The organism is Streptococcus sp. 20925_1_24, assembly GCF_041432335.1.
In the GTDB taxonomy this organism is placed as follows: Bacteria; Bacillota; Bacilli; order Lactobacillales; family Streptococcaceae; genus Streptococcus; species Streptococcus mitis_BM.
The window spans coordinates 62,113-83,961 of sequence record NZ_JAPVZM010000004.1 but is presented as its reverse complement, the minus strand read 5'-3'; the positions used below and the strand labels follow the sequence as shown (position 1 = coordinate 83,961).

The 21,849-nt window shown below is 33.7% G+C and carries 18 protein-coding genes; all 18 read left to right on the top strand.

Annotation, left to right across the window (positions count from 1 at the left end; all coding sequences use genetic code 11):
* Window positions 1–19: 19 nt before the first annotated feature.
* The 18 genes from O3650_RS03330 (at window position 20) to O3650_RS03245 (ending at window position 21,843) form a co-directional block, all read left to right on the top strand.
* Window positions 20–1,627: an alpha-glucosidase gene (locus tag O3650_RS03330; protein WP_261083404.1), complete on the top strand. Its 1,608-nt coding sequence runs from the start codon at window positions 20–22 to the stop codon at window positions 1,625–1,627.
* Between the two features lie 196 nt (window positions 1,628–1,823).
* Window positions 1,824–3,782 (top strand): peptide ABC transporter substrate-binding protein, encoded by a 1,959-nt coding sequence (locus tag O3650_RS03325; protein WP_101785396.1) that lies wholly within the window; start codon window positions 1,824–1,826, stop codon window positions 3,780–3,782.
* A gap of 379 nt (window positions 3,783–4,161) precedes the next feature.
* A complete protein-coding gene (locus O3650_RS03320; RefSeq protein WP_101785394.1) occupies window positions 4,162–5,607 on the top strand; it encodes an LCP family protein in 1,446 nt (481 codons plus the stop codon).
* A 1-nt stretch (window position 5,608) separates the two neighbouring features.
* Window positions 5,609–6,340: a capsular polysaccharide biosynthesis protein Cps4B gene (gene cps4B, locus O3650_RS03315; protein ID WP_101785392.1), complete on the top strand. Its 732-nt coding sequence runs from the start codon at window positions 5,609–5,611 to the stop codon at window positions 6,338–6,340.
* A gap of 8 nt (window positions 6,341–6,348) precedes the next feature.
* Window positions 6,349–7,041 carry a capsular polysaccharide biosynthesis protein CpsC gene (gene cpsC, locus O3650_RS03310; RefSeq protein ID WP_101785390.1) on the top strand — a complete coding sequence of 231 codons (693 nt, stop codon included), beginning with the start codon at window positions 6,349–6,351 and terminating at the stop codon, window positions 7,039–7,041.
* Between the two features lie 9 nt (window positions 7,042–7,050).
* A complete protein-coding gene (locus tag O3650_RS03305) occupies window positions 7,051–7,734 on the top strand; it encodes a tyrosine-protein kinase (protein WP_060805248.1) in 684 nt (227 codons plus the stop codon).
* A gap of 15 nt (window positions 7,735–7,749) precedes the next feature.
* Window positions 7,750–9,117, top strand: a complete 1,368-nt coding sequence (locus O3650_RS03300) for a sugar transferase (protein WP_371491596.1) — start codon at window positions 7,750–7,752, stop codon at window positions 9,115–9,117.
* A gap of 30 nt (window positions 9,118–9,147) precedes the next feature.
* Window positions 9,148–10,320 (top strand): beta 1-4 rhamnosyltransferase Cps2T, encoded by a 1,173-nt coding sequence (gene cps2T, locus O3650_RS03295; protein WP_261030121.1) that lies wholly within the window; start codon window positions 9,148–9,150, stop codon window positions 10,318–10,320.
* A gap of 5 nt (window positions 10,321–10,325) precedes the next feature.
* Complete coding sequence (locus tag O3650_RS03290) at window positions 10,326–11,222, top strand: phosphorylcholine transferase LicD (protein ID WP_060805245.1); 897 nt, start codon at window positions 10,326–10,328, stop codon at window positions 11,220–11,222.
* A complete protein-coding gene (locus tag O3650_RS03285) occupies window positions 11,223–11,942 on the top strand; it encodes a 2-C-methyl-D-erythritol 4-phosphate cytidylyltransferase (RefSeq protein WP_060805244.1) in 720 nt (239 codons plus the stop codon). It abuts the gene before it with no gap.
* Window positions 11,943–11,944: 2 nt separating this feature from the next.
* Entirely contained in the window at window positions 11,945–13,000 is a 1,056-nt protein-coding gene (locus O3650_RS03280; RefSeq protein ID WP_045762839.1) for an NAD(P)-dependent oxidoreductase, read from the top strand.
* A 537-nt stretch (window positions 13,001–13,537) separates the two neighbouring features.
* On the top strand, window positions 13,538–14,788 hold the full coding sequence (locus tag O3650_RS03275) for a hypothetical protein (RefSeq protein WP_045762840.1): 1,251 nt from the start codon (window positions 13,538–13,540) through the stop codon (window positions 14,786–14,788).
* A gap of 37 nt (window positions 14,789–14,825) precedes the next feature.
* Window positions 14,826–15,752, top strand: a complete 927-nt coding sequence (locus tag O3650_RS03270; protein WP_052696545.1) for a glycosyltransferase family 2 protein — start codon at window positions 14,826–14,828, stop codon at window positions 15,750–15,752.
* 15 nt (window positions 15,753–15,767) lie between these two features.
* The gene (locus tag O3650_RS03265; protein ID WP_052696547.1) at window positions 15,768–16,547 is read left to right on the top strand and encodes a glycosyltransferase family A protein; all 780 of its coding nucleotides are present in this window, start codon (window positions 15,768–15,770) and stop codon (window positions 16,545–16,547) included.
* A 247-nt stretch (window positions 16,548–16,794) separates the two neighbouring features.
* On the top strand, window positions 16,795–18,747 hold the full coding sequence (locus O3650_RS03260; protein WP_261030127.1) for an HAD family hydrolase: 1,953 nt from the start codon (window positions 16,795–16,797) through the stop codon (window positions 18,745–18,747).
* Window positions 18,747–20,204, top strand: a complete 1,458-nt coding sequence (locus tag O3650_RS03255; RefSeq protein ID WP_261083399.1) for a flippase — start codon at window positions 18,747–18,749, stop codon at window positions 20,202–20,204. The genes O3650_RS03260 and O3650_RS03255 overlap by 1 nt, the downstream gene beginning before the upstream one ends.
* A 175-nt stretch (window positions 20,205–20,379) precedes the next feature.
* On the top strand, window positions 20,380–21,249 hold the full coding sequence (gene rfbA, locus O3650_RS03250) for a glucose-1-phosphate thymidylyltransferase RfbA (RefSeq protein WP_060805242.1): 870 nt from the start codon (window positions 20,380–20,382) through the stop codon (window positions 21,247–21,249).
* Complete coding sequence (locus O3650_RS03245) at window positions 21,250–21,843, top strand: dTDP-4-dehydrorhamnose 3,5-epimerase family protein (protein ID WP_033680696.1); 594 nt, start codon at window positions 21,250–21,252, stop codon at window positions 21,841–21,843.
* Window positions 21,844–21,849 lie beyond the last annotated feature (6 nt).

The window sequence follows — 21,849 nt, the reverse complement described above, 5'->3', positions numbered from 1 at the left end:
AAAATAATGAGGTAAGAAGATGCAAGAAAAATGGTGGCACAATGCCGTAGTCTATCAAGTTTATCCTAAGAGCTTTATGGATAGCAACGGAGATGGAATTGGGGATTTGCCAGGAATTACCAGTAAGTTAGACTATCTAGCCAAGTTAGGAATTACAGCGATTTGGCTTTCTCCAGTTTATGACAGCCCTATGGATGATAATGGCTATGATATTGCTGATTATCAAGCGATTGCAGCTATTTTCGGAACCATGGAGGATATGGACCAACTGATTGCGGAAGCTAAGAAGCGTGATATCCGTATCATCATGGACTTGGTAGTCAATCATACCTCAGATGAACATGCTTGGTTTGTCGAGGCTTGTGAAAATCCTGACAGCCCTGAACGTGACTACTATATTTGGCGAGATGAACCCAATGATTTGGATTCTATCTTTAGTGGTTCTGCTTGGGAATACGATGAAAAGTCAGGTCAATACTATCTTCACTTTTTCAGCAAGAAACAGCCGGATCTCAACTGGGAAAATGAAAAACTTCGTCAGAAAATTTATGAGATGATGAACTTCTGGATTGATAAAGGCATTGGTGGTTTCCGTATGGATGTTATTGACATGATTGGTAAAATTCCTGACGAGAAGGTGGTCAATAATGGTCCTATGCTCCACCCTTATCTAAAGGAGATGAATCAGGCGACCTTTGGAGATAAGAATCTCTTGACAGTAGGGGAGACTTGGGGAGCAACGCCTGAGATTGCTAAGTTCTACTCAGATCCAAAGGGACAAGAATTGTCTATGGTCTTCCAGTTTGAACATATCGGTCTTCAGTATCAGGAAGGTCAGCCTAAATGGCACTATCAAAAAGAGCTGAATATCGCTAAGTTGAAAGAAATTTTCAATAAATGGCAGACAGAATTAGGAGTTGAGGACGGCTGGAATTCGCTCTTCTGGAACAATCATGATCTCCCTCGTATCGTCTCAATCTGGGGAAATGACCAAGAATACCGCGAAAAATCTGCCAAAGCCTTTGCAATCTTACTTCATCTCATGAGAGGAACTCCTTATATTTACCAAGGTGAGGAGATTGGGATGACCAACTATCCGTTTGAAACGCTGGATCAAGTAGAAGATATTGAATCCCTTAACTATGCGCGTGAGGCTCTTGAAAAAGGCGTTCCGCTGGAAGAAATTATGGACAGTATCCGTGTCATTGGACGTGACAATGCCCGTACCCCGATGCAATGGGACGAAAGCAAAAACGCTGGTTTCTCAACAGGTCATCCTTGGTTGGCAGTCAATCCAAACTATCAAGCAATTAATGTTCAAGAAGCGCTGGCAAATTCAGATTCTATTTTCTATACTTATCAGAAGTTGGTCCAAATCCGTAAGGAGAACAGCTGGCTGATTCGAGCTGACTTTGAACTATTGGAAACGGCTGACAAGGTTTTTGCCTATATCCGTAAGGACGGTGACCGTCGTTTCTTAGTTGTGGCTAACTTGTCCAATGAAGAGCAAGACTTGACCGTAGAAGGAAACGTCAAATCGGTCTTAATTGAAAACACCGTGGCTCAAGAAGTTTTTGAAAAACAAATCTTAGCTCCATGGGATGCTTTCTGTGTGGAATTACTATAAATGTTTTTTACAGAAAAATTTAAAATTGAAATCGTATAAAAACAAGGGAGGACTGTATGAAAGACAGAAATCCTTTGTTTTTTTATAACCAAGATTTATAAACTTTCATTCTCGAAATTCAATTAACTTTACAAATCCTGGCTATTTTGGTAAAATAAACTTATGTTATAAAAACTAACATAAAGGAGAAAAGAAGATGAATACAAAAAAGCGTGTCCTTAGTACAGGCCTGACTTTTGCGGCTGCTTTGCTTTTAGCCGCTTGCGGTCAATCAGGTTCAGATACAAAAACTTACTCATCAACCTTTAGTGGAAATCCAACTACATTTAATTACTTATTAGATTATTACGCTGACAATACAGCTATTATTACTAACCTAGTTGATGGTTTGCTTGAAAATGACAATCATGGAAACCTAGTTCCATCTTTGGCAGAAGACTGGTCTGTTTCAAGCGACGGTCTAACTTATACCTACAAATTGAGAAAAGATGCCAAATGGTTCACAGCTGATGGTGAAGAGTACGCCCCAGTCAAGGCACAGGATTTTGTGACAGGTATCAAGTATGCAGTGGATAATAAATCACAGGCACTTGACTTGATTCAAAACTCGATCAAGGGCTTGAATGATTATATTACAGGAGCGGATTCTGACTTTTCTAAGGTTGGAGTGAAGGCCATCGACGACCAGACTGTTGAGTATACTTTGGCACGCCCAGAACCGTACTGGAACTCAAAAACAACGAACAGTATTCTTTTCCCAGTAAATGAAGAGTTTCTAAATTCAAAAGGGAAAGATTTTGGGACTCTATCTCCAAATAGCATTCTCTACAGTGGACCTTATTTGTTAAAAGACTTCACATCAAAATCATCGATCGAGTATGTGAAAAATCCGCATTACTATGATCATGACAAAGTATCGATTGAACACGTAAAATTGGCTTATTTTGATGGCTCAGACCAAGAATTGACCATTCGTAACTTTGAAAGTGGAGCCTACTCAATTGCTGGGGTTTATCCAAATAGTTCTAACTTTGCTAAGACTAAGGAAAAATATAAGGATAATATCGTTTATAGTTTGCAGGACAAGACTTCTTGGTATTTCAATTTCAATGTTAATCGTAAGGCTTACAATCACACTGCTAAAACGACAGATGAGCAGAAGAAGTCAACTGAGACAGCTGTCTTGAACAAGAACTTCCGTCAAGCAGTGAACTTTGCCTTGGACCGTACAGCCTATTCTGCTCAGTCTAATGGGGAAGAAGCAGCTAGCAAGACTCTTCGTAACACCCTAGTACCTCCTACATTTGTCCAAGTCGGAGACAAGACCTTTGGAGAAGTAGTGGCTTCTAAATTGGTTAACTATGGTACAGAATGGTCAGGTATTAACTTGGCAGATGCTCAGGATGCCTATTTTAACAAAGAAAAAGCCCAAGCAAAATTTGCAGAAGCTAAAAAAGAATTGGCGAGTCAAGGTGTGACTTTCCCTATTCACTTGGATGTGGCAGTTGATCAGACAAGTAAAAATGCTGTGACAGGTATGAACTCTGTTAAGCAGACCCTGGAGTCAGTTTTAGGTGCTGATAACATTGTTATTGATGTTCAACAACTTTCAACAGATGATTTTAATAACGTAGCCTTCTTGGCACCAACGCCAGCTGATCGAGACTACGATTTGAACTTTGATGGTTGGGTAGGTGATTACCAAGATCCGTCAACCTATCTCAATCCTTTTAATGCAGAGGATGGATTCTACCTCAAAATATTTGGTCTAGATGCCCAGGAAGATAAAGCTAAGATTGCTAGCTTGGGTCTTGATACCTATACTAAGATGCTTAAAGATGCAGATAGCGAAAATAAAGATGTAGCCAAACGCTATGAAAAATATGCTGAAGCACAGGCTTGGATGATTGACAATTCTCTGATTATGTCAGCCATGTCAAGTGGTGGTACAGCATCTGTAACCAAAGTAACGCCATTTACAAGAGGGTATTCACTGGTCGGTATCAAGGGTGACGGCAATAACTACAAGTACATGAAACTGCAAAAAGATACTGTTACAACCAAACAGTATGAAGAAGCTAAGACTAAATGGGAGCAAGAAAGCAAAAAAGCAATCGAAAAAGCTCAAAAAGAAGCAGAAAATCATGTTAAATAATGATGAATAGCTTTTTACAGAGAATCATAAAGACAAACATCAGTTTTGGTGCTTGTCTTTTTAAATCACTCGGCTATTGAAAACTGAGAAATGATTTGTTTTGTGCTAAAATAGATTGAAACGAATACTCAATAAAAATCAAAGAGTAACTGAGAAGTTAGCTCAAAGTACAGCTTTGAGGTGGTAGATAGAACTGACGAAGTCAGCTCAAAATACTGTTTTGAGGTTGCAGATGGACGCTGATGTGGTTTGAAGAGGTTTTCGAATAGTATCAGTGCTTATGAGGTCCAAATAATCTATATCTTTATAAACTCGGTAAATGTAGAATTTATCGTACAAAAGTGATATAATAGTAACATTAAATGTATAGGTGTTAATCATGAGTAGACGTTTTAAAAAATCACGTTCACAGAAAGTGAAGCGAAGTGTTAATATAGTTTTGTTGACTATCTATTTATTGTTAGTCGGTTTTTTGTTGTTCTTAATCTTTAAGTACAATATACTTGCTTTCAGGCACGTTAATATAGTGGTCGCAGTATTTGCCTTGATAGTTGCTGTGATTGCCACACTATTAATAATCTATAAAAAAGCAGAAAAGTTCACGATTTTCTTTTTGACACTAGCTGTTTTAGTGAGTTCAGTTTCTGTATTTGCTCTGCAACAATTTGTAGGTTTTACAAGTCATATTAATGCAACTTCAAATTATTCAGAGTATTCTCTCAGCGTCGTCGTTTTAAAGGATAGCGATATCAATAATGTTGCCCAATTATCTAGTGTTATGGGACCAACAGGTACGGATAATGAGAATATTCAAAAGCTAATCTCTGATATTAAGACGAGTCAAAATAAGGATTTGACGGTTGATAAAAGTACTTCTTACTTGTCAACTTATAAAAGTTTGATTTCTGGAGAGGCCAAAGCCATTGTCTTAAATAGTGTATTTGAGAATATTATTGAGGCAGAGTATCCAGACTATGCTTCTAAAATTAAGAAAATTTACACTAAAAAAATGACCAAGGATGTTGAGACCCCTAAGGTATCTAAAGATCGCTTCTTTAATATCTATGTCAGTGGTATTGATACTTACGGTGCCATTAGTTCAGTTTCACGCTCAGATGTCAATATCCTGATGACGGTCAATAGGGATACGAAGAGAATCCTTCTTACAACAACTCCACGAGATTCATATGTTCCTATTGCTGATGGTGGAAACAATCAAAAGGATAAATTGACTCATGCTGGTATATACGGGGTTGATTCATCTATTCATACCCTAGAGAACCTTTATGGTATAGATATTAATTATTATGTTCGTTTGAATTTCACCTCATTTTTGAAATTGATTGACCTATTGGGAGGAGTAGATGTTTATAACGATCAAGAATTTACAGCTCTACATGGGAAGTTCCATTTTCCAGTGGGAAATGTCCATCTAGACTCTGAGCAAGCTCTAGGTTTTGTGCGTGAACGCTACTCACTAGCCGATGGAGACCGTGATCGTGGTCGCAACCAACAAAAGGTTATTGTAGCAATCATTCAGAAGTTAACTTCTACAGAGGCATTGAAAAACTATAATAGTATTCTTCAAGGATTGCAGGATTCCCTTCAGACAAATATGCCGATTGAGACTATGATGGATCTAGTGAATACTCAATTGGAAAGCGGAGGAAACTATAAAGTAAATTCTCAAGATTTAAAAGGGACAGGTCGGATGGATCTTCCTTCTTATGCAATGCCAGACAGTAGTCTCTATATGATGGAAATAGATGAGAGTAGTTTAGCTACAGTTAAAGTAGCTATACAGGATGTGATGGAGGGTAGATAAAATGATAGACATCCATTCGCATATCGTTTTTGATGTAGATGATGGGCCAAAGTCGATAGAGGATAGCAAGGCGCTTTTAAGAGAAGCTTATAATCAAGGAGTTCGAATGATTGTGTCTACTTCGCATCGTCGAAAAGGGATGTTTGAGACTCCAGAAGAAAAAATTGCAACAAATTTTCTTAAGGTTCGTGAAATTGCAAAAGAAGTAGCAGATGATTTAGTCATTGCTTATGGCGCAGAGATATACTATACTCTGGATGTTCTAGAAAAGCTAGAAAGAAAAGAAATTCCTACTCTTAATGATAGCCGTTATGCTTTGATTGAGTTTAGCATGCATACTCCCTATCGTGAGATTCATACGGGCTTGAGCAATATTTTGATGTTGGGAATAACACCAGTAATTGCTCATATTGAACGTTATGATGCTTTAGAGAATAATGAAAAACGAGTTCGTGAACTGATTGATATGGGGTGCTATACTCAGATAAATAGTTATCATGTTTTAAAACCTAAGTTCTTTGGTGAAAAATATAAATTCATGAAAAAGAGAGCTCGGTATTTTTTGGAACGTGATTTAGTTCATGTAGTTGCAAGTGACATGCATAATTTAGACAGTAGACCTCCATATATGGAACAGGCATACGATATCATTGCTAAGAAATATGGAGCGAAAAAAGCGAAAGAACTTTTTGTAGAAAATCCCAGAAAAATTATAATGGATCAATTAATTTAGGAGAAAATATGAAAGATCAAAACACTTTGGAAATCGATGTATTTCAACTATTCAGAACTTTATGGAAAAGAAAGTTAGTCATTTTATTAGTGACAATTATAACTTCTTCAGTTGCTTTTGCCTACAGTACTTTTGTTATCAAACCTGAGTTTACTAGTACGACTCGGATTTATGTAGTTAACCGTAATCAAGGAGAGAAGTCTGGTTTAACAAATCAAGACTTGCAGGCAGGATCGTACTTGGTTAAAGACTATCGTGAAATTATCCTATCGCAGGATGTTTTGGAGAAAGTTGTTTCTGATTTGAAACTAGATTTGACGCCAAAAGGTTTGGCTAATAAAATTAAAGTGACAGTACCAGTTGATACTCGTATTGTCTCTATTTCAGTTAATGATCGAGTTCCTGAAGAGGCAAGCCGTATCGCTAACTCTTTGAGAGAAGTAGCTGCTCAAAAAATTATCAGTATTACTCGTGTTTCTGATGTGACAACACTGGAGGAGGCAAGACCGGCTATATCACCATCTTCGCCAAATATTAAACGCAATACACTAATTGGTTTTTTGGCAGGGGGGATTGGAACCAGTGTTATAGTTCTTCTTCTTGAACTTTTGGACACTCGTGTGAAACGTCCAGAAGATATCGAAGATGCATTGCAGATGACGCTTTTGGGAGTTGTACCAAACTTGGATAAGTTGAAATAGGAGAGAGAGATGCCGACATTAGAAATAGCACAAAAAAAACTGGAGTTCATTAAGAAGACAGAAGAATATTACAATGCCTTGTGTACAAATATACAGTTGAGCGGAGATAAACTAAAAGTAATTTCCGTTACTTCTGTTAACCCTGGGGAAGGAAAATCAACTACTTCCATAAATATAGCATGGTCTTTTGCGCGTGCAGGCTATAAAACTCTTTTGATCGATGGCGATATTCGAAATTCAGTTATGTCAGGAGTTTTTAAATCTCGTGAAAAAATTACAGGGCTAACAGAATTTTTATCTGGGACAACGGATTTATCTCACGGGTTATGCGATACAAATATTGAAAATTTATTTGTAGTTCAATCGGGATCTGTATCACCAAACCCTACAGCCTTGTTACAAAGTAAAAATTTTAATGACATGATTGAAACATTGCGTAAATATTTTGATTATATCATTGTTGATACAGCACCTATTGGAATTGTTATTGATGCGGCAATTATCACTCAAAAGTGTGATGCGTCCATCTTGGTAACTGCAATGGGTGAGGCGAATAAGCATGATGTCCAAAAAGCGAAACAACAATTAGAGCAAACAGGAAAACCATTTTTAGGTGTCGTTCTCAATAAATTTGATGTTCAACGTGAAAAATATGGTTCTTACGGTGGTTATGGTAATTATGGTAAAAAATAACCTAGGGAAGATTTTATGGATGAAAAAGGATTAAAGATTTTTCTGGCAGTATTACAGAGTATTATTGTCATTTTATTGGTTTATTTTCTTAGCTTTGTTAGAGAGACAGAAATTGGACGTTCTTCGATGGTTATACTATACCTTCTCCACTTTTTTGTATTCCATTTTAGTTCCTATGGTAACAATTTTTTTAAAAGAGGGTACCTAGTTGAGTTTAATAGTACTATAAGATATATTTTTTTCTTTGCAATAGCTATAAGTGTATTAAACTTTTTTATAGAGGAACGGTTTAGTATCTCTAGAAGAGGAATGGTATACTTCTTAACTTTAGAAGGAATATCCTTATACTTGTTAAATTTCTTAGTAAAGAAATATTGGAAGCATGTATTTTTCAATCTAAAAAATAGCAAGAAAATGTTACTGTTAACAGTAACAAAAAATATAGAAAAAGTTCTTGATAAATTGCTAGATTCTGATGAACTTTCATGGAACTTGGTAGCAGTAAGTGTTTTGGATAAATCTGATTTTCAACATGATCAAATACCTGTGATTGAAAAGGAAAAAATTATTGAATTTGCAACGCATGAAGTTGTGGATGAGGTGTTTATCAATCTTCCGGGAGAGAGCTACGATATTGGAGAAATTATCTCTAAGTTTGAGACAATGGGGATAGATATAACTGTCAATCTTAATGCATTTGATAAGAATTTGGGTCGAAATAAACAAATTCATGAGATGGCAGGATTGAATGTAGTCACTTTCTCTACAAATTTTTATAAAACTAGTCATGTGATTTCAAAGAGAATTCTCGATATTTGTGGTGCCACTATCGGCCTTATTCTTTTTGGTATAGCTAGTCTAGTTTTAGTTCCATTGATTCGTAAAGATGGCGGACCAGCTATTTTTGCTCAAACTCGTATAGGGAAAAATGGTCGACATTTTACCTTTTATAAATTCCGTTCGATGCGGATCGATGCTGAAGCTATCAAAGAACAGTTGATGGATCAAAACACGATGCAAGGTGGTATGTTTAAGATGGACAATGATCCTCGTGTTACAAAAATTGGTCACTTTATTCGTAAAACCAGTTTGGATGAATTGCCACAATTTTGGAATGTCTTTATAGGAGATATGAGTTTGGTGGGGACGCGTCCACCGACAGTAGACGAGTATGATCAGTATACTCCAGAACAGAAACGTCGACTCAGCTTTAAACCTGGTATTACAGGCTTATGGCAGGTTAGTGGTCGTAGTAAAATAACCGATTTTGACGATGTTGTAAAATTAGATGTGGCTTATATTGATAATTGGACAATCTGGAAAGATATTGAAATTTTGTTGAAAACTGTTAAAGTTGTATTTATGAGAGATGGAGCGAAGTGATTTCTGCACGTCCATCATATTAGGAGAGAAATGAAAAAGTCAGTTTATATCATTGGTTCAAAAGGAATTCCTGCTAAGTATGGAGGATTTGAAACTTTTGTTGAAAAATTAACAGCCTTTCAACAAGATAAGGCTATCCAATATTATGTGGCTTGTATGCGTGAAAACTCTGCAAAATCAGGGATTACTGAAGATGTTTTTGAACATAATGGTGCTATCTGTTATAACGTCGATGTTCCCAATATTGGTCCAGCGCGAGCCATAGCATATGATATAGCAGCAATTAATAAAGCGATTGAAATTGCTAAAGAAAATAAGGATGAAGCTCCAATCTTCTATATATTAGCTTGTCGAATCGGTCCGTTCATCCATGGAATTAAGAAAAAAATCCAAGCGATAGGTGGGACTCTTCTAGTTAATCCAGATGGTCACGAGTGGTTACGAGCTAAGTGGAGCGCTCCAGTTCGTCGTTATTGGAAAATTTCCGAAGGTCTTATGGTCAAACATGCAGATCTTTTAGTGTGTGATAGTAAGAATATTGAAAAATATATCCAAGAAGATTATAAACAGTATCAACCTAAGACAACCTATATCGCTTATGGGACTGATACAACACGCTCCATATTAAAGAGTAGTGACGAAAAAGTACGTTCTTGGTTCAAAGAGAAGAATGTTTCTGAGAACGAGTATTATCTAGTTGTAGGACGATTTGTTCCAGAGAATAACTATGAATCTATGATTCGTGGCTTTTTGGCTTCTAACTCTAAGAAGGACTTTGTTTTAATTACAAATGTAGAGCAGAATAAATTTTATAATCAGTTGTTGGCAAAAACTGGTTTTGATAAAGATCCACGAGTAAAATTTGTAGGGACAGTCTACGACCAAGAACTTCTGAAGTATATTCGTGAGAATGCCTTTGCTTACTTCCATGGGCATGAAGTGGGGGGGACAAACCCTTCGCTACTGGAAGCATTAGCATCAACAAAGTTAAATTTACTACTCGATGTTGGTTTTAATCGCGAAGTTGGGGAGCAAAGTGCGATCTATTGGAAAAAAGACGAACTATCACAAGTGATTGAGGAAGTTGAACAATTTGATGAAAAAATGATTGATGAGTTAGATAGACAATCAAATCAGAGAATTGCGGATGCTTTCACTTGGGAAAGGATTGTTACAGACTACGAGAATTTATTTAAAGGTTAGAGTTAATGGCAGTAAAATTAAAATATGATAAGTCAGATATTATATTTTTAGATGATGACGGATTGAAAAAATACCAATCAGAATTGTTGAAAATGATATCAGATGTGTTTACTTTTTTTGATGAAAATGGGATAGCGTATTCTTTAAGTGGAGGTAGCATTTTAGGGGCAATCCGTCATAAAGGGTTTATCCCTTGGGATGATGATGTTGATATCAATATTCCGAGGGAAAGTTACGATAAACTATTTTCTCTATTTGAGTCAGATAATAGTCTTAGTCGCAAATATTATCTTCAATCACCAAAAAGTCATCCAGAGTTGGGACTTCATGTTTCTCAAATTAGAAAAAAAGGAACAGTTGCTCGTAGGAAATATGATCATTCGGCTGAGGAGTGCGGTATTTCTATAGATCTTTACATTGTAGAAAATGTATACAATAATCCAGTGAAACGATTCTTTCAAGGTTATACAAGTATGTTTTTAACTTTTTCCTTGGCTTCTGTACGAGAAACAAAGAATCATGCCCTGATGAAAGAAATGTTTAGACTGGAAGGTAGAAAACTAAATTATTCAGCTGGAAAGTTAATGGTTGGTTGGTTTTTTGGAATTATTCCAATTGAAAAGTGGTTGAATTGGCTTGATAAATGTAATTCAAGCTGTAAGGATTCACATACAAAATATGTATCCATACCTACAGGAAGAAAACACTTTAGACGCGAGACTTACTTGCGAGAGAATATGAATGTTTATAAAAAGGTTCCTTTTGAAACTTTGATGGTGAATGTTCCTGTTTGGTCAGAAGAGTATCTAGAAATGTTTTACGGTAAAGATTATATGGTCGTTCCTCCTGTTGATAAGAGGGAGCAACATTTGTTTTTAGAGTTGAGTTACGGAGAAGAATAAATGAAAGTAGCAATATTGACTGCTTCAGGTATCGGGAGCAGGATTGGTCAAGATATCCCTAAACAATTTATTCATGTTGAAAATAAGCCAGTCATTATCTATACCCTTGAAAAATTTCAAAATCATCCAGAAATTGATGAAATTTGTATTGTCATTTTAAAAGGGTGGGAGCAGATGGTTAAGGCTTATGCAGAACAATTTGGAATTACAAAGTTAAAGATGATAACTTTGGGAGGGAAGTCTGGTCAAGAATCAATTTATAACGGTCTTAGAGCAGTTAAGAAAGCTCATCCCAATGAGGATGTGACTGTATTAATTCATGACGGGAATCGTCCTTTAGTGAGCAATGATATTATTAGCAACGCTTTAGCAACATACCAACAGTTTGGAAATGCTGTTGCAGCAATACCAACGACTGAGGTAGTATTTGTTTTAGAAAACCCACAATCAACTTCGTCCACAGAAGCATTGAATCGTGACTTGTTGAGACGAACACAAACTCCTCATGTTTACCATCTTGATAATATTCTATCGCTTCATGAAAAAGCATTAGAAAATGGGATAACCGATGTTGCAGCATCATGCCAACTCATGCAACTATTCGGAGAAAAGAGTTATTTCTCTCTTGGATCAGAGAAAAACTTGAAAATTACGACTGTAGAAGATCTCGATATTTTTAAAGCTTTATTAAGTTCAACTCGAGATAAGTGGATTAAATAGTAATGACATTATTATTAAATAAAATATATAGACAAGATGTAGAATCTTCTCTAGAAACAATCGTCAATATTAATGATTTGAATGGCAAGTCAATTTTAATTACTGGAGCTTCTGGTTTGATTGGTTCAAGTGTCATTGACCAGTTATTATTGCTAAATGAAATAAGGAATTTTAACATTAAAATTTTTTGTTGTGGAAGAAAGGTTGAGTCATTAGAAAAACGATTTGGTAGACAAACAGAGTATTTACACTTTGTGTTCTATGATGCGACTGAAGTACCTCACTTTGATTTTGCAGTGGATTACATTATTCATGCTGCTAGTCCTGCTAGTCCTGAATTATATGTGAATCAGCCTGTAGAAACAATGGCTAGTAATTTTCTGGGCATGTATAATCTACTGGAATACGCCAAAAATTCTAAAGTTTCAAATCTAGTTTATATCTCATCTAGTGAAGTTTATGGAATTAGCACTAGTAATAATCCTTTGGACGAAAATTATATTGGAACTGTTGATCATCTTAGCGTACGGTCTTCTTATGCCAGTTCAAAAAGAGCTACTGAAACACTTTGTGCTAGTTTTGCTTCCGAGTATGGAATCAAAATAATGATAGTAAGGCCAGGACATATCTATGGTCCTAGTGCCAAGAACTCTGATAATCGTGTATCATCATTTTTTATGACAGAAGCTATTGCTGGGCGTGATATTGTCATGAAAAGTACAGGTAGTCAGTTAAGATCCTATTGTTATAGTTTGGATTGTGCCAGTGCTATTCTAAGTGTTCTCCTTTCGGGTGAGTCAGGGCAAGCTTATAATGTTTCCAATCCAAATTCAATTGTTACTATAAAACAGATGGCTGAAATAGTTTCTCGAGTTGGCAATGTGAAACTTACCATGGCTGTTCCTAGCAATCAAGATATTAAACAGACTAATCCTATGCAGAATGCTAGTCTTAGGAGTGATAAGCTAGAAGGTTTAGGATGGCAAGGATTATTTTCTGCTGAAGTAGGCTTCCAGCACACATTTAGTATTTTAAAGGAGTTATCAAGTGAAAAATGATAGTGTTTTAATCATGATGACAACATACAATGGAGAAGAATTTATACGTGAACAGTTGGAAAGTATCCGTTTTCAAACCATTCCAGCATGGAAACTATAGATTCGTGATGACAATTATAGTGATCAAATAAGAGCAATTATTAAAGAATACGAAGAAAAAGATAGTCAATTTTTGATATAAGCTATCCAAGGGGGATTTTGGAGAAGTTTTTTATAGAAGATGGAGAGAATTTTCATTAAAAAAACGACACTATATTATCAATGGAAATGTTAGAACTATATATTAAAAACATGCGAGAGTATCTTTTGTTATGAATATTATGAGAGTACATAGAAAGATAGAGATTCCACTGATGGAATTTTATAGAGAAGGGGAAACTGTATTTGTTTGGATATATTGAACTCCGTGGAATGGATTGATTAGGGTATGTACATATGGTAAATGGATGTAACCCGCAAACAGAACGCGGATGGAGTACACATTTGCTAATTACAGAGATTCATTGAAAAATATTAGAGTTTCAAATAGGAAAAGTAATGATTGACGGAGATTTTATGAATAGAAGACTTGTAATAAAAAAGAAAAGTATAATGTTTTTCATGCTTATGTTATGTGTTACGGCATTTTATGGGACAAATTATTGGTATACAAATATCTATATATATGATTTTATGATTATAACATCATGCTTATTATCAATAATAGTATTTGTATGTAATGGTATTAGAATTGATAAAACATATTATAAAGGGACAATAATACTGAGTATTGTAATGTGGTTTTCAGGACTTATTGCTGCACAAGGAAAAGGGCTCCCTGCTATTGTAATCTTTAAAGAGAGTTTATATACTATTACTCCAATAATGATATTTTTAGCTTTCCGACCTATGATAAAGTCAATAAAAGACACTTCATTATTCCTTCGTACTATTTCTGCTGCCGGTGTTATATGCAATTTAATTGCTTGTATTGAAATGTTCTTTGCAAAAAGAGGATTTGATTTTCTAAATATAAGTGTATTTGAAAAACTTAGAAATGGTACTCCTAGATTTATAATTGGAGAAACAATAATAGTTCTTAGTTTTTTTATCTCCTGTAGTATTGTTTTTAGTAAAGGTGGAAAGAGAAATAGACGCATTTTCCATGTTCTAAATATAGCTCTCACAGCTATAAATTTAGTGTATATTATTAAAACAAGGACACTTAATTTATATATTTTATCAACACTTATGATGATTCCTGTTTTAAAAAAAAATATAAAGAAAAAACTTAAGTTTTTGGTTGTGTTTTTGATATCTATAATTATTACTTTTGTTTCTGCAGAATATTTTATACCAATAGTCAAAAATTTAATTCATAGTGATCATGGGGTTCAAATTAGATTCTTTACGATAGAATACTATATAGAGTATTTTAAAACTCATTACTTATTGGGAGCGGGATATATTTCTTCTAGTCCATATTATGAAACCCATTCTATTGTTACCGGTCCATTAGGACGTTATTATCCAAGCGATGTAGGTTTGATTGGACTTATGTTTAGAAGTGGGATTATCGGGCTAATTTGGTTAATAAGTTGGTTTTATACAAGCCTGAAGATAATCAAAGATAATACGATTAGAATTCCAGCTCAGTATGATTTATTAATGAAGCTAGTTATAGTTTTTTTGATGTTTTCTTGTATTAATTTGATAATCACTGATGCACCTAGATTCCCATACATTGCATTAGTTATGTTACTTTTTGAATCAAGTTACACCTTGAGTTATGAAAACAGTTCTAATTAGAATATATATCAGATAGTTATTTTAAAGGATGGGGGAAATGATTAAGAGATTAGCAATACTTATGGCCACATATAATGGCGAAAAATATATAAAAGAGCAAATTGAAAGTATTCTCAACCAAGATACAGAAGATTTTGATTTTACTCTAATTATTAGAGATGACGGTTCAACAGATAATACTAAAAATATAATTAGAGAGTATGTTGATAGTGGGAAAATTATTTTTATAGAAGGCCAGAATAAGGGGGCGGCAAGAGGATTTATTTCTTTGTTATGTGATAATCCGGGATATGATTATTATGCTTTCTCGGATCAAGATGATGTTTGGAATCATAATAAATTACAGAAAGGTATATGGAGTCTTTCCAAATATACTGGGCCAGCACTTTATTGTTCTAATTGTGAATTAGTTGATTCAGAGTTAAATAGTATAGGTCGTAACACACATAGGAAGAGGCCGAACTATACTCTTGAATCTATTCTTTGTCTTGCTAGTTGTGCACAAGGATGTACATCTGTATTTAATAAAGAGCTAGCTTCGATAGTTCAGGAGAATGATGTGCCTGATACTTTTATTATGCATGATTCTTTGATTACTTGTTTATGTGCACTGATAGGTGGAACGATAATTTACGACGAAATTCCATCAATGAAATATAGAATGCATGATGATAATATATTTGGAATGGTGTCAGCTAAGCAAAATGTACTAAATGTTATAAAAGATCGTATTAGTGAAATAACAAAAAAGCGAACGATTAGTATGTACGATCAAGCAGAGTGTTTACTAAAGGTTTATAAAAAATATATAGATTCTAACAATCAAGATATATGTAGAATTGTTATTGATTCTAAAGTATCGCTAAAGGCAAGACTTAAGCTGATTTTTAATAAAAATTTGCAGCATACTACATTAAATAAAACCATAACAAAAAAATTAGAGATATTATTTGGCAATGGCTAATAAAGGAGTTTAGATATGAAGTATCAACTCATTGTATCAACAATGAATCAACAGGATGACAGTCTGATAGAGAAAATGAATATAAAATCTGATGCAATTATCATAAATCAATCAAACTCATTTTCTTACCATGAGACGAAATTGAAAAATTCGATTGTAAAATGGTATGAATTCAATGAAAGAGGTATTGGTTTAAGTCGAAACACAGGTTTCATGAGATCGGATGCTGATATTATTCAATTTGCTGATGACGATATGATTTTTACAGATACATATTATGAAGACGTATTATTAGAATATCAAAAACATCCAGAAGCTGATGTAATTCTTTTTTCAAATAAATGTCTTAATGAAGATCGAATGCCTTATCAGGTTAATAATTTTGGACGTATAAATAGGTTTGAAGGTGTTAAGTTTGGTGGTGCTAGAATTACAGCCAGGAGAGAAAAGATATTGCATAATAACATAACGTTTTCTCTTTTATTTGGGGGGGGAGCAAAATACGGTGCAGGAGAGGACGTAACATTTATTCAGGACTGTATCAAGGCAGGATTACGGGTATATAAATCACCTATTATTGTTTCTACAATGAAACAAGATTCTTCTACATGGTTTAAAGGATATGATAGAAAATATTATAAAGATAAAGGCGCTTTATTAGCAGCAAATTTCCCTTCTATAAGTGAGGTAGGAGTATATATACAAGCTTTCAAAAATAGGGGGGGGATTTATACATTTAGTGAATTACTTAAATTTTATAAGGAAGGTGTTAACGAATTTAAAACAAATAGATGATAGGTTGATATGATAAAGAGGTTTTTAATTATGCCAAGAAATAAAGTTTACAATACTGGCGAGACAGACATCGAGTTGAAAAATAAATACACTTATGAAGTGATGTATATTATTTCTTTACAAATTGTAGCCTATAATATTATTCTTTGGTATTGGAATGCGGACGGTACTTTTATATTAGTAATAATGATTTGCGCATTGGAGCATGGAGAACAATTATTACATCAGAGGAATGGAGTGTGATTGGATGAATTTAAATAAAGAGGTTAGATGGAAGGATAAGCAATATATTGCTTTTGATTTTTTTGATACAACTATCCATAGAAATTGTCATCCTGAAGTGATTTTATTTGAATGGTCTAAAAAAATTTCTATTTATTTCTCTTTCAAAATATCTGCTACAGAAATTTATTCAATTAGGAAAAAATCTGAAATACATGAGAAGCAAGAAAAACAATTGGAAGAAATTAAATATGAAAGATTACTTCAACTTGTTTTTTATACTATTTTAAGTCGTTTGAAGTCAGATGTTACCGACTATAATCTTGAAGATTTTTTAATTTATGCAAGAACGTGTGAAGAGGAAATAGAATTAAGACATATTAGTATTGATACAGATACAATTAATTTTATTGAATTTTTAAAACAAAATGGGAAAAAAATAATTTTAATTTCAGATTTTTATTCTGATAAAAAGCTAATTGAAAAAATAATGGTTTCATTAGGGATTAGAAATTATTTCTCTAAAATATTTATTTCAAGTGAAATTGGGTTACGTAAGTCATCAGGAAATTTATATGAATATGTGATCAATGAATTGAGCTGTAAACCTATAAATTTACTTATGATTGGTGATAATATTTATTCTGATGTAAAAGTTCCAAAAAAACTAGGAATAGATTCTTATCATAAATCTTATTCAGATTCACATGTGACTGTGAGTCCTAACGATATTGTGAAAGCGATGAATAATGTTGTTTCTCAAGCTTGTACTGAATCTTTATTTAATCTCTATATACCTGAAATACTTTATTTTATTTCAAAGTTATACAAAGAATTATCTGTTAACAAAGCTAGTGATATATTATTTTGTGCAAGAGAAGGTTTTTTTATAAAAAAATTATTTGATCTTTATCAAAAAAAAATGAACTTAAAGCTTATTAACTCACATTATTTTTATGTTTCTAGAAGATCAACGCTATATCCATCATTTAAAAATATTGAGGATGAAGATTTTGAAGTTATTTTTAGACAATTTCCTGAAATTACTTTAGAAAATTTTTTGATTAATTTAAATTTTTCCGATAATGATATTAACAATATTTCTAAGCAAACAGAAATTAAACAAACAGACAAAGTATCAGATAAATCTATTATTAACAAATTAAAACAAAATAAATTATTTAAAGATGTTTATGATTTGAACTGTAAAGAAGAAAAATATTCTTTTAGAGAATATTTAAAGTCTGTAGGAGTTGAGAATGACAATTCTACAATAAATATGGTAGATATTGGTTGGAAAGGCACGATACAAGATAATATTCAAAAAGCTTTTCCATCTTTAAATATAAAAGGGTATTATATGGGGTTGAATTTTCAACGGTATTCTACTACAAATAGTATGAATAAGACGGGAATATTGTTTACGGACGATCCCCAAAAAACAAAGTTTTTTAACTTATTTAATTATAAATATTTATTTTATGAAAGAATTTTTGTTGCAGATCATGGACCGACAGTTAGATATGAAACTATGAATGGTGTTGGGCTACCAATATTGGATACAGATGAAAATCATATAGAAATTTATAGATTTTCTGAGGAATTTCAGATTACATTTTTCAACACATTTGAGAAAATTTTAGATTTGTTCAATGAATCACTAGTAACACCAGATGAATTATTTAACGAAATAGCTAATTTATCATTAAAAAAACATTGCATCTATTTACCAAGGCTTTCAGTAAGTATAAAAAAATTAGATAGAGCAGCAAAAGAAAATTTTGGTATTATAAAATCTACTAAAAGGAATAGTGATAATAAGGTAAGAAATTTTTGGAAAAATAGAAATTTTTTATTTTTAGATTATATATATAAAGCGTATGGAAAGAATAGATTGTTAAACCCTATATTGGATATTTACGGATATTTTGTATATCTGATTAAAACACTGCAAATAAAAATAGTAGGGGATATTTGATGAGCATGAAAGAAAAATCAATAAAGAAAAATGCTATTTTAAATATTATTTTAACACTAACAAATATTGTGTTTCCATTAATTACTTTTCCTTATATTTCTAGAATTCTGAATCCGTCAGGAATAGGTGCAATCTCTTTTTTTTCATCTATTGGTTCTTATGGTGTTTTAGTCGCCTCGCTTGGAATTTCAACTTATGGGATTCGAGTGATTGCAAAGGATCGTTATCATAAAGATAAGATAACTAAAATATTCCAAGAATTGATAGTTATTAATAGTGTAATGTCTATTATAGTGACGTTCTTCCTTGTTTTAATGAGTTTCCGATTAGAGCAGTTAAGTTCAGAAAAAGGTTTATTAATAATCACATGTATTACTATTTTGTCCTCTCCTTTTAATTTGAATTGGTTTTATAGTGGAATAGAAGAGTATTCATATATAACAAAACGTTCAATATTTTTTAAATTAGTTTCATTGATATTAACCTTTTTATTTGTTAAAAGTAAAGACGATTATATTCTATATGCTGTGATAACATTGTTTTCAACATTGGCTTCCAATTTTATAAATATTTTGGAGAGTAGAAAATACATTAATTTTAATTTGAGAAGGGATTTAGAATTTAGATATCATCTAAAACCAATGTGGTATTTATTTGCTTCGTTACTTGCAGTTAATATTTATATAAATTTGGATTCTGTGATGTTAGGAATTATTAAAGGTAATGACGCGGTAGGTATTTACTCAATCGCATCAAAAGTAAAATGGATTTTATTATCAGTTGTTACTTCAGTGAGTTCAGTTTTATTACCCAGATTATCATTTTATAATAATAAATACGACGAAACGAAGTTTAATAATATTTTGAGGGAGTCATCTACAATAATTTTTATGATTTCAATTCCTCTAACAATTTTTTTTATGATAAAAGCGAAAGAGAGTATATTATTGTTAGGTGGAGAGCAGTATATTCAGGCAGTTTTAGCAATGCAAATATTAATGCCGATCTTGATAATATCAGGTTTTTCCAATATTACAGGTAATCAGATATTGATCCCTACTGGTAATGAGAAATATTTTATGAGAGCAGTTTCTATAGGGGCAATAGTAAATTTATGTTTAAATTTGTTGCTTATGCCTATTTGGGGAATTATCGGAGGTGCAATCGCAACTCTTTGTGCAGAAACAGTCCAAATGGTTGTTCAATTTTATTTTTCTCGTAATAAATTAATGGGTAATATTTCATTAAATTCAATCAAAAAAGTAGCCTATTCATCAATTTGTGCGGGCATACTGTTAATAGTAATACAAAATATTATAGAGAATTTTAATAGCTTCTTAAATTTAGCTGTATCTAGTTTCCTATATTTTGGAGTATATTTTTTCTTATTGGCATTGTTTAAAGAAAGTACAATTAAGAGATTTCTAGATCAAATTTTTTATAAGGATATTTCATGAATTTATTACCAATTATTTATGGAGCGATTCTTGATTTAATATTAGGATAATTTTTTAAAGTGAATGAAATCAAAGCAATAAAAGATTAAAAAATAAATTGCTGTCTATTATGTTTTTTTTCAAACTAAGTAAAACATAACTCATGAAAACAAATTTAAAAAGGAGGGACTATAGTATGAAAGGTATTATTCTCGCAGGTGGTTCGGGGACACGTTTATATCCGTTGACTCGAGCTGCATCAAAACAACTTATGCCGGTTTATGATAAACCAATGATTTACTACCCACTTTCAACATTGATGTTGGCTGGGATTAGGGATATTTTGATTATCTCAACTCCACAGGATTTACATCGATTCAAAGAGCTTCTTCAAGACGGATCTGAGTTTGGGATCAAACTTTCTTATGCAGAGCAACCAAGTCCAGATGGTTTGGCACAAGCATTTATCATTGGGGAAGAGTTTATTGGTGATGATAGCGTTGCGCTAATCTTAGGTGACAATATCTACCATGGGCCTGGTCTTTCGAAGATGCTACAAAAAGCATCTAGTAAGGAGTCGGGAGCAACTGTTTTTGGCTACCATGTGAAGGATCCAGAGCGCTTTGGTGTAGTTGAGTTTGACAAGGATATGAACGCTATTTCTATAGAAGAAAAGCCAGAAAACCCTCGTTCAAACTATGCAGTTACAGGACTCTATTTTTATGATAATGATGTAGTTGAAATTGCTAAGAGTATTAAACCAAGTCCTCGTGGTGAACTGGAAATTACAGATGTAAATAAGGCTTACCTAGATCGTGGAGATTTATCCGTTGAGGTTATGGGACGTGGCTTTGCTTGGCTAGATACTGGAACTCATGAAAGTTTACTAGAGGCTTCACAGTATATCGAAACAGTTCAACGTATGCAAAATGTTCAGGTAGCAAACTTGGAAGAAATTGCTTACCGCATGGGCTATATCAGTCGCGAAGATGTGTTGGCCTTAGCCCAACCACTTAAGAAAAATGAATACGGGCAGTATCTGCTCCGTTTGATAGGAGAAGCATAGATGACAGATAAATTTTTCGGCAAGACACTTGCAGCACACAAGGTTGATGCAATCCCAGGTATGCTGGAGTTTGATATCCCTGTGCATGGAGACAACCGTGGCTGGTTTAAAGAAAATTTCCAAAAGGAAAAAATGCTGCCACTTGGATTTCCAGAGTCTTTCTTTGCAGAAGGAAAATTGCAAAACAATGTATCCTTCTCACGCAAAAATGTTCTCCGTGGCTTGCATGCAGAACCATGGGATAAGTACATCTCTGTAGCAGATGGAGGGAAAGTTCTGGGTTCTTGGGTTGATCTACGTGAAGGAGAAACCTTCGGAAATACCTATCAGACAGTTATTGATGCTAGCAAGGGAATTTTTGTTCCTAGAGGCGTGGCCAATGGTTTTCAAGTCCTATCAGATACAGTTTCTTATAGTTATCTGGTCAATGACTACTGGGCTCTTGAACTCAAACCCAAGTATGCCTTTGTGAACTATGCTGATCCAAGCCTTGGCATTGAATGGGAAAATCTTGCAGAAGCAGAGGTTTCAGAAGCAGATAAAAATCATCCACTACTTAAGGATGTAAAACCTTTGAAAAAAGAAGATTTGTAAAAAGGA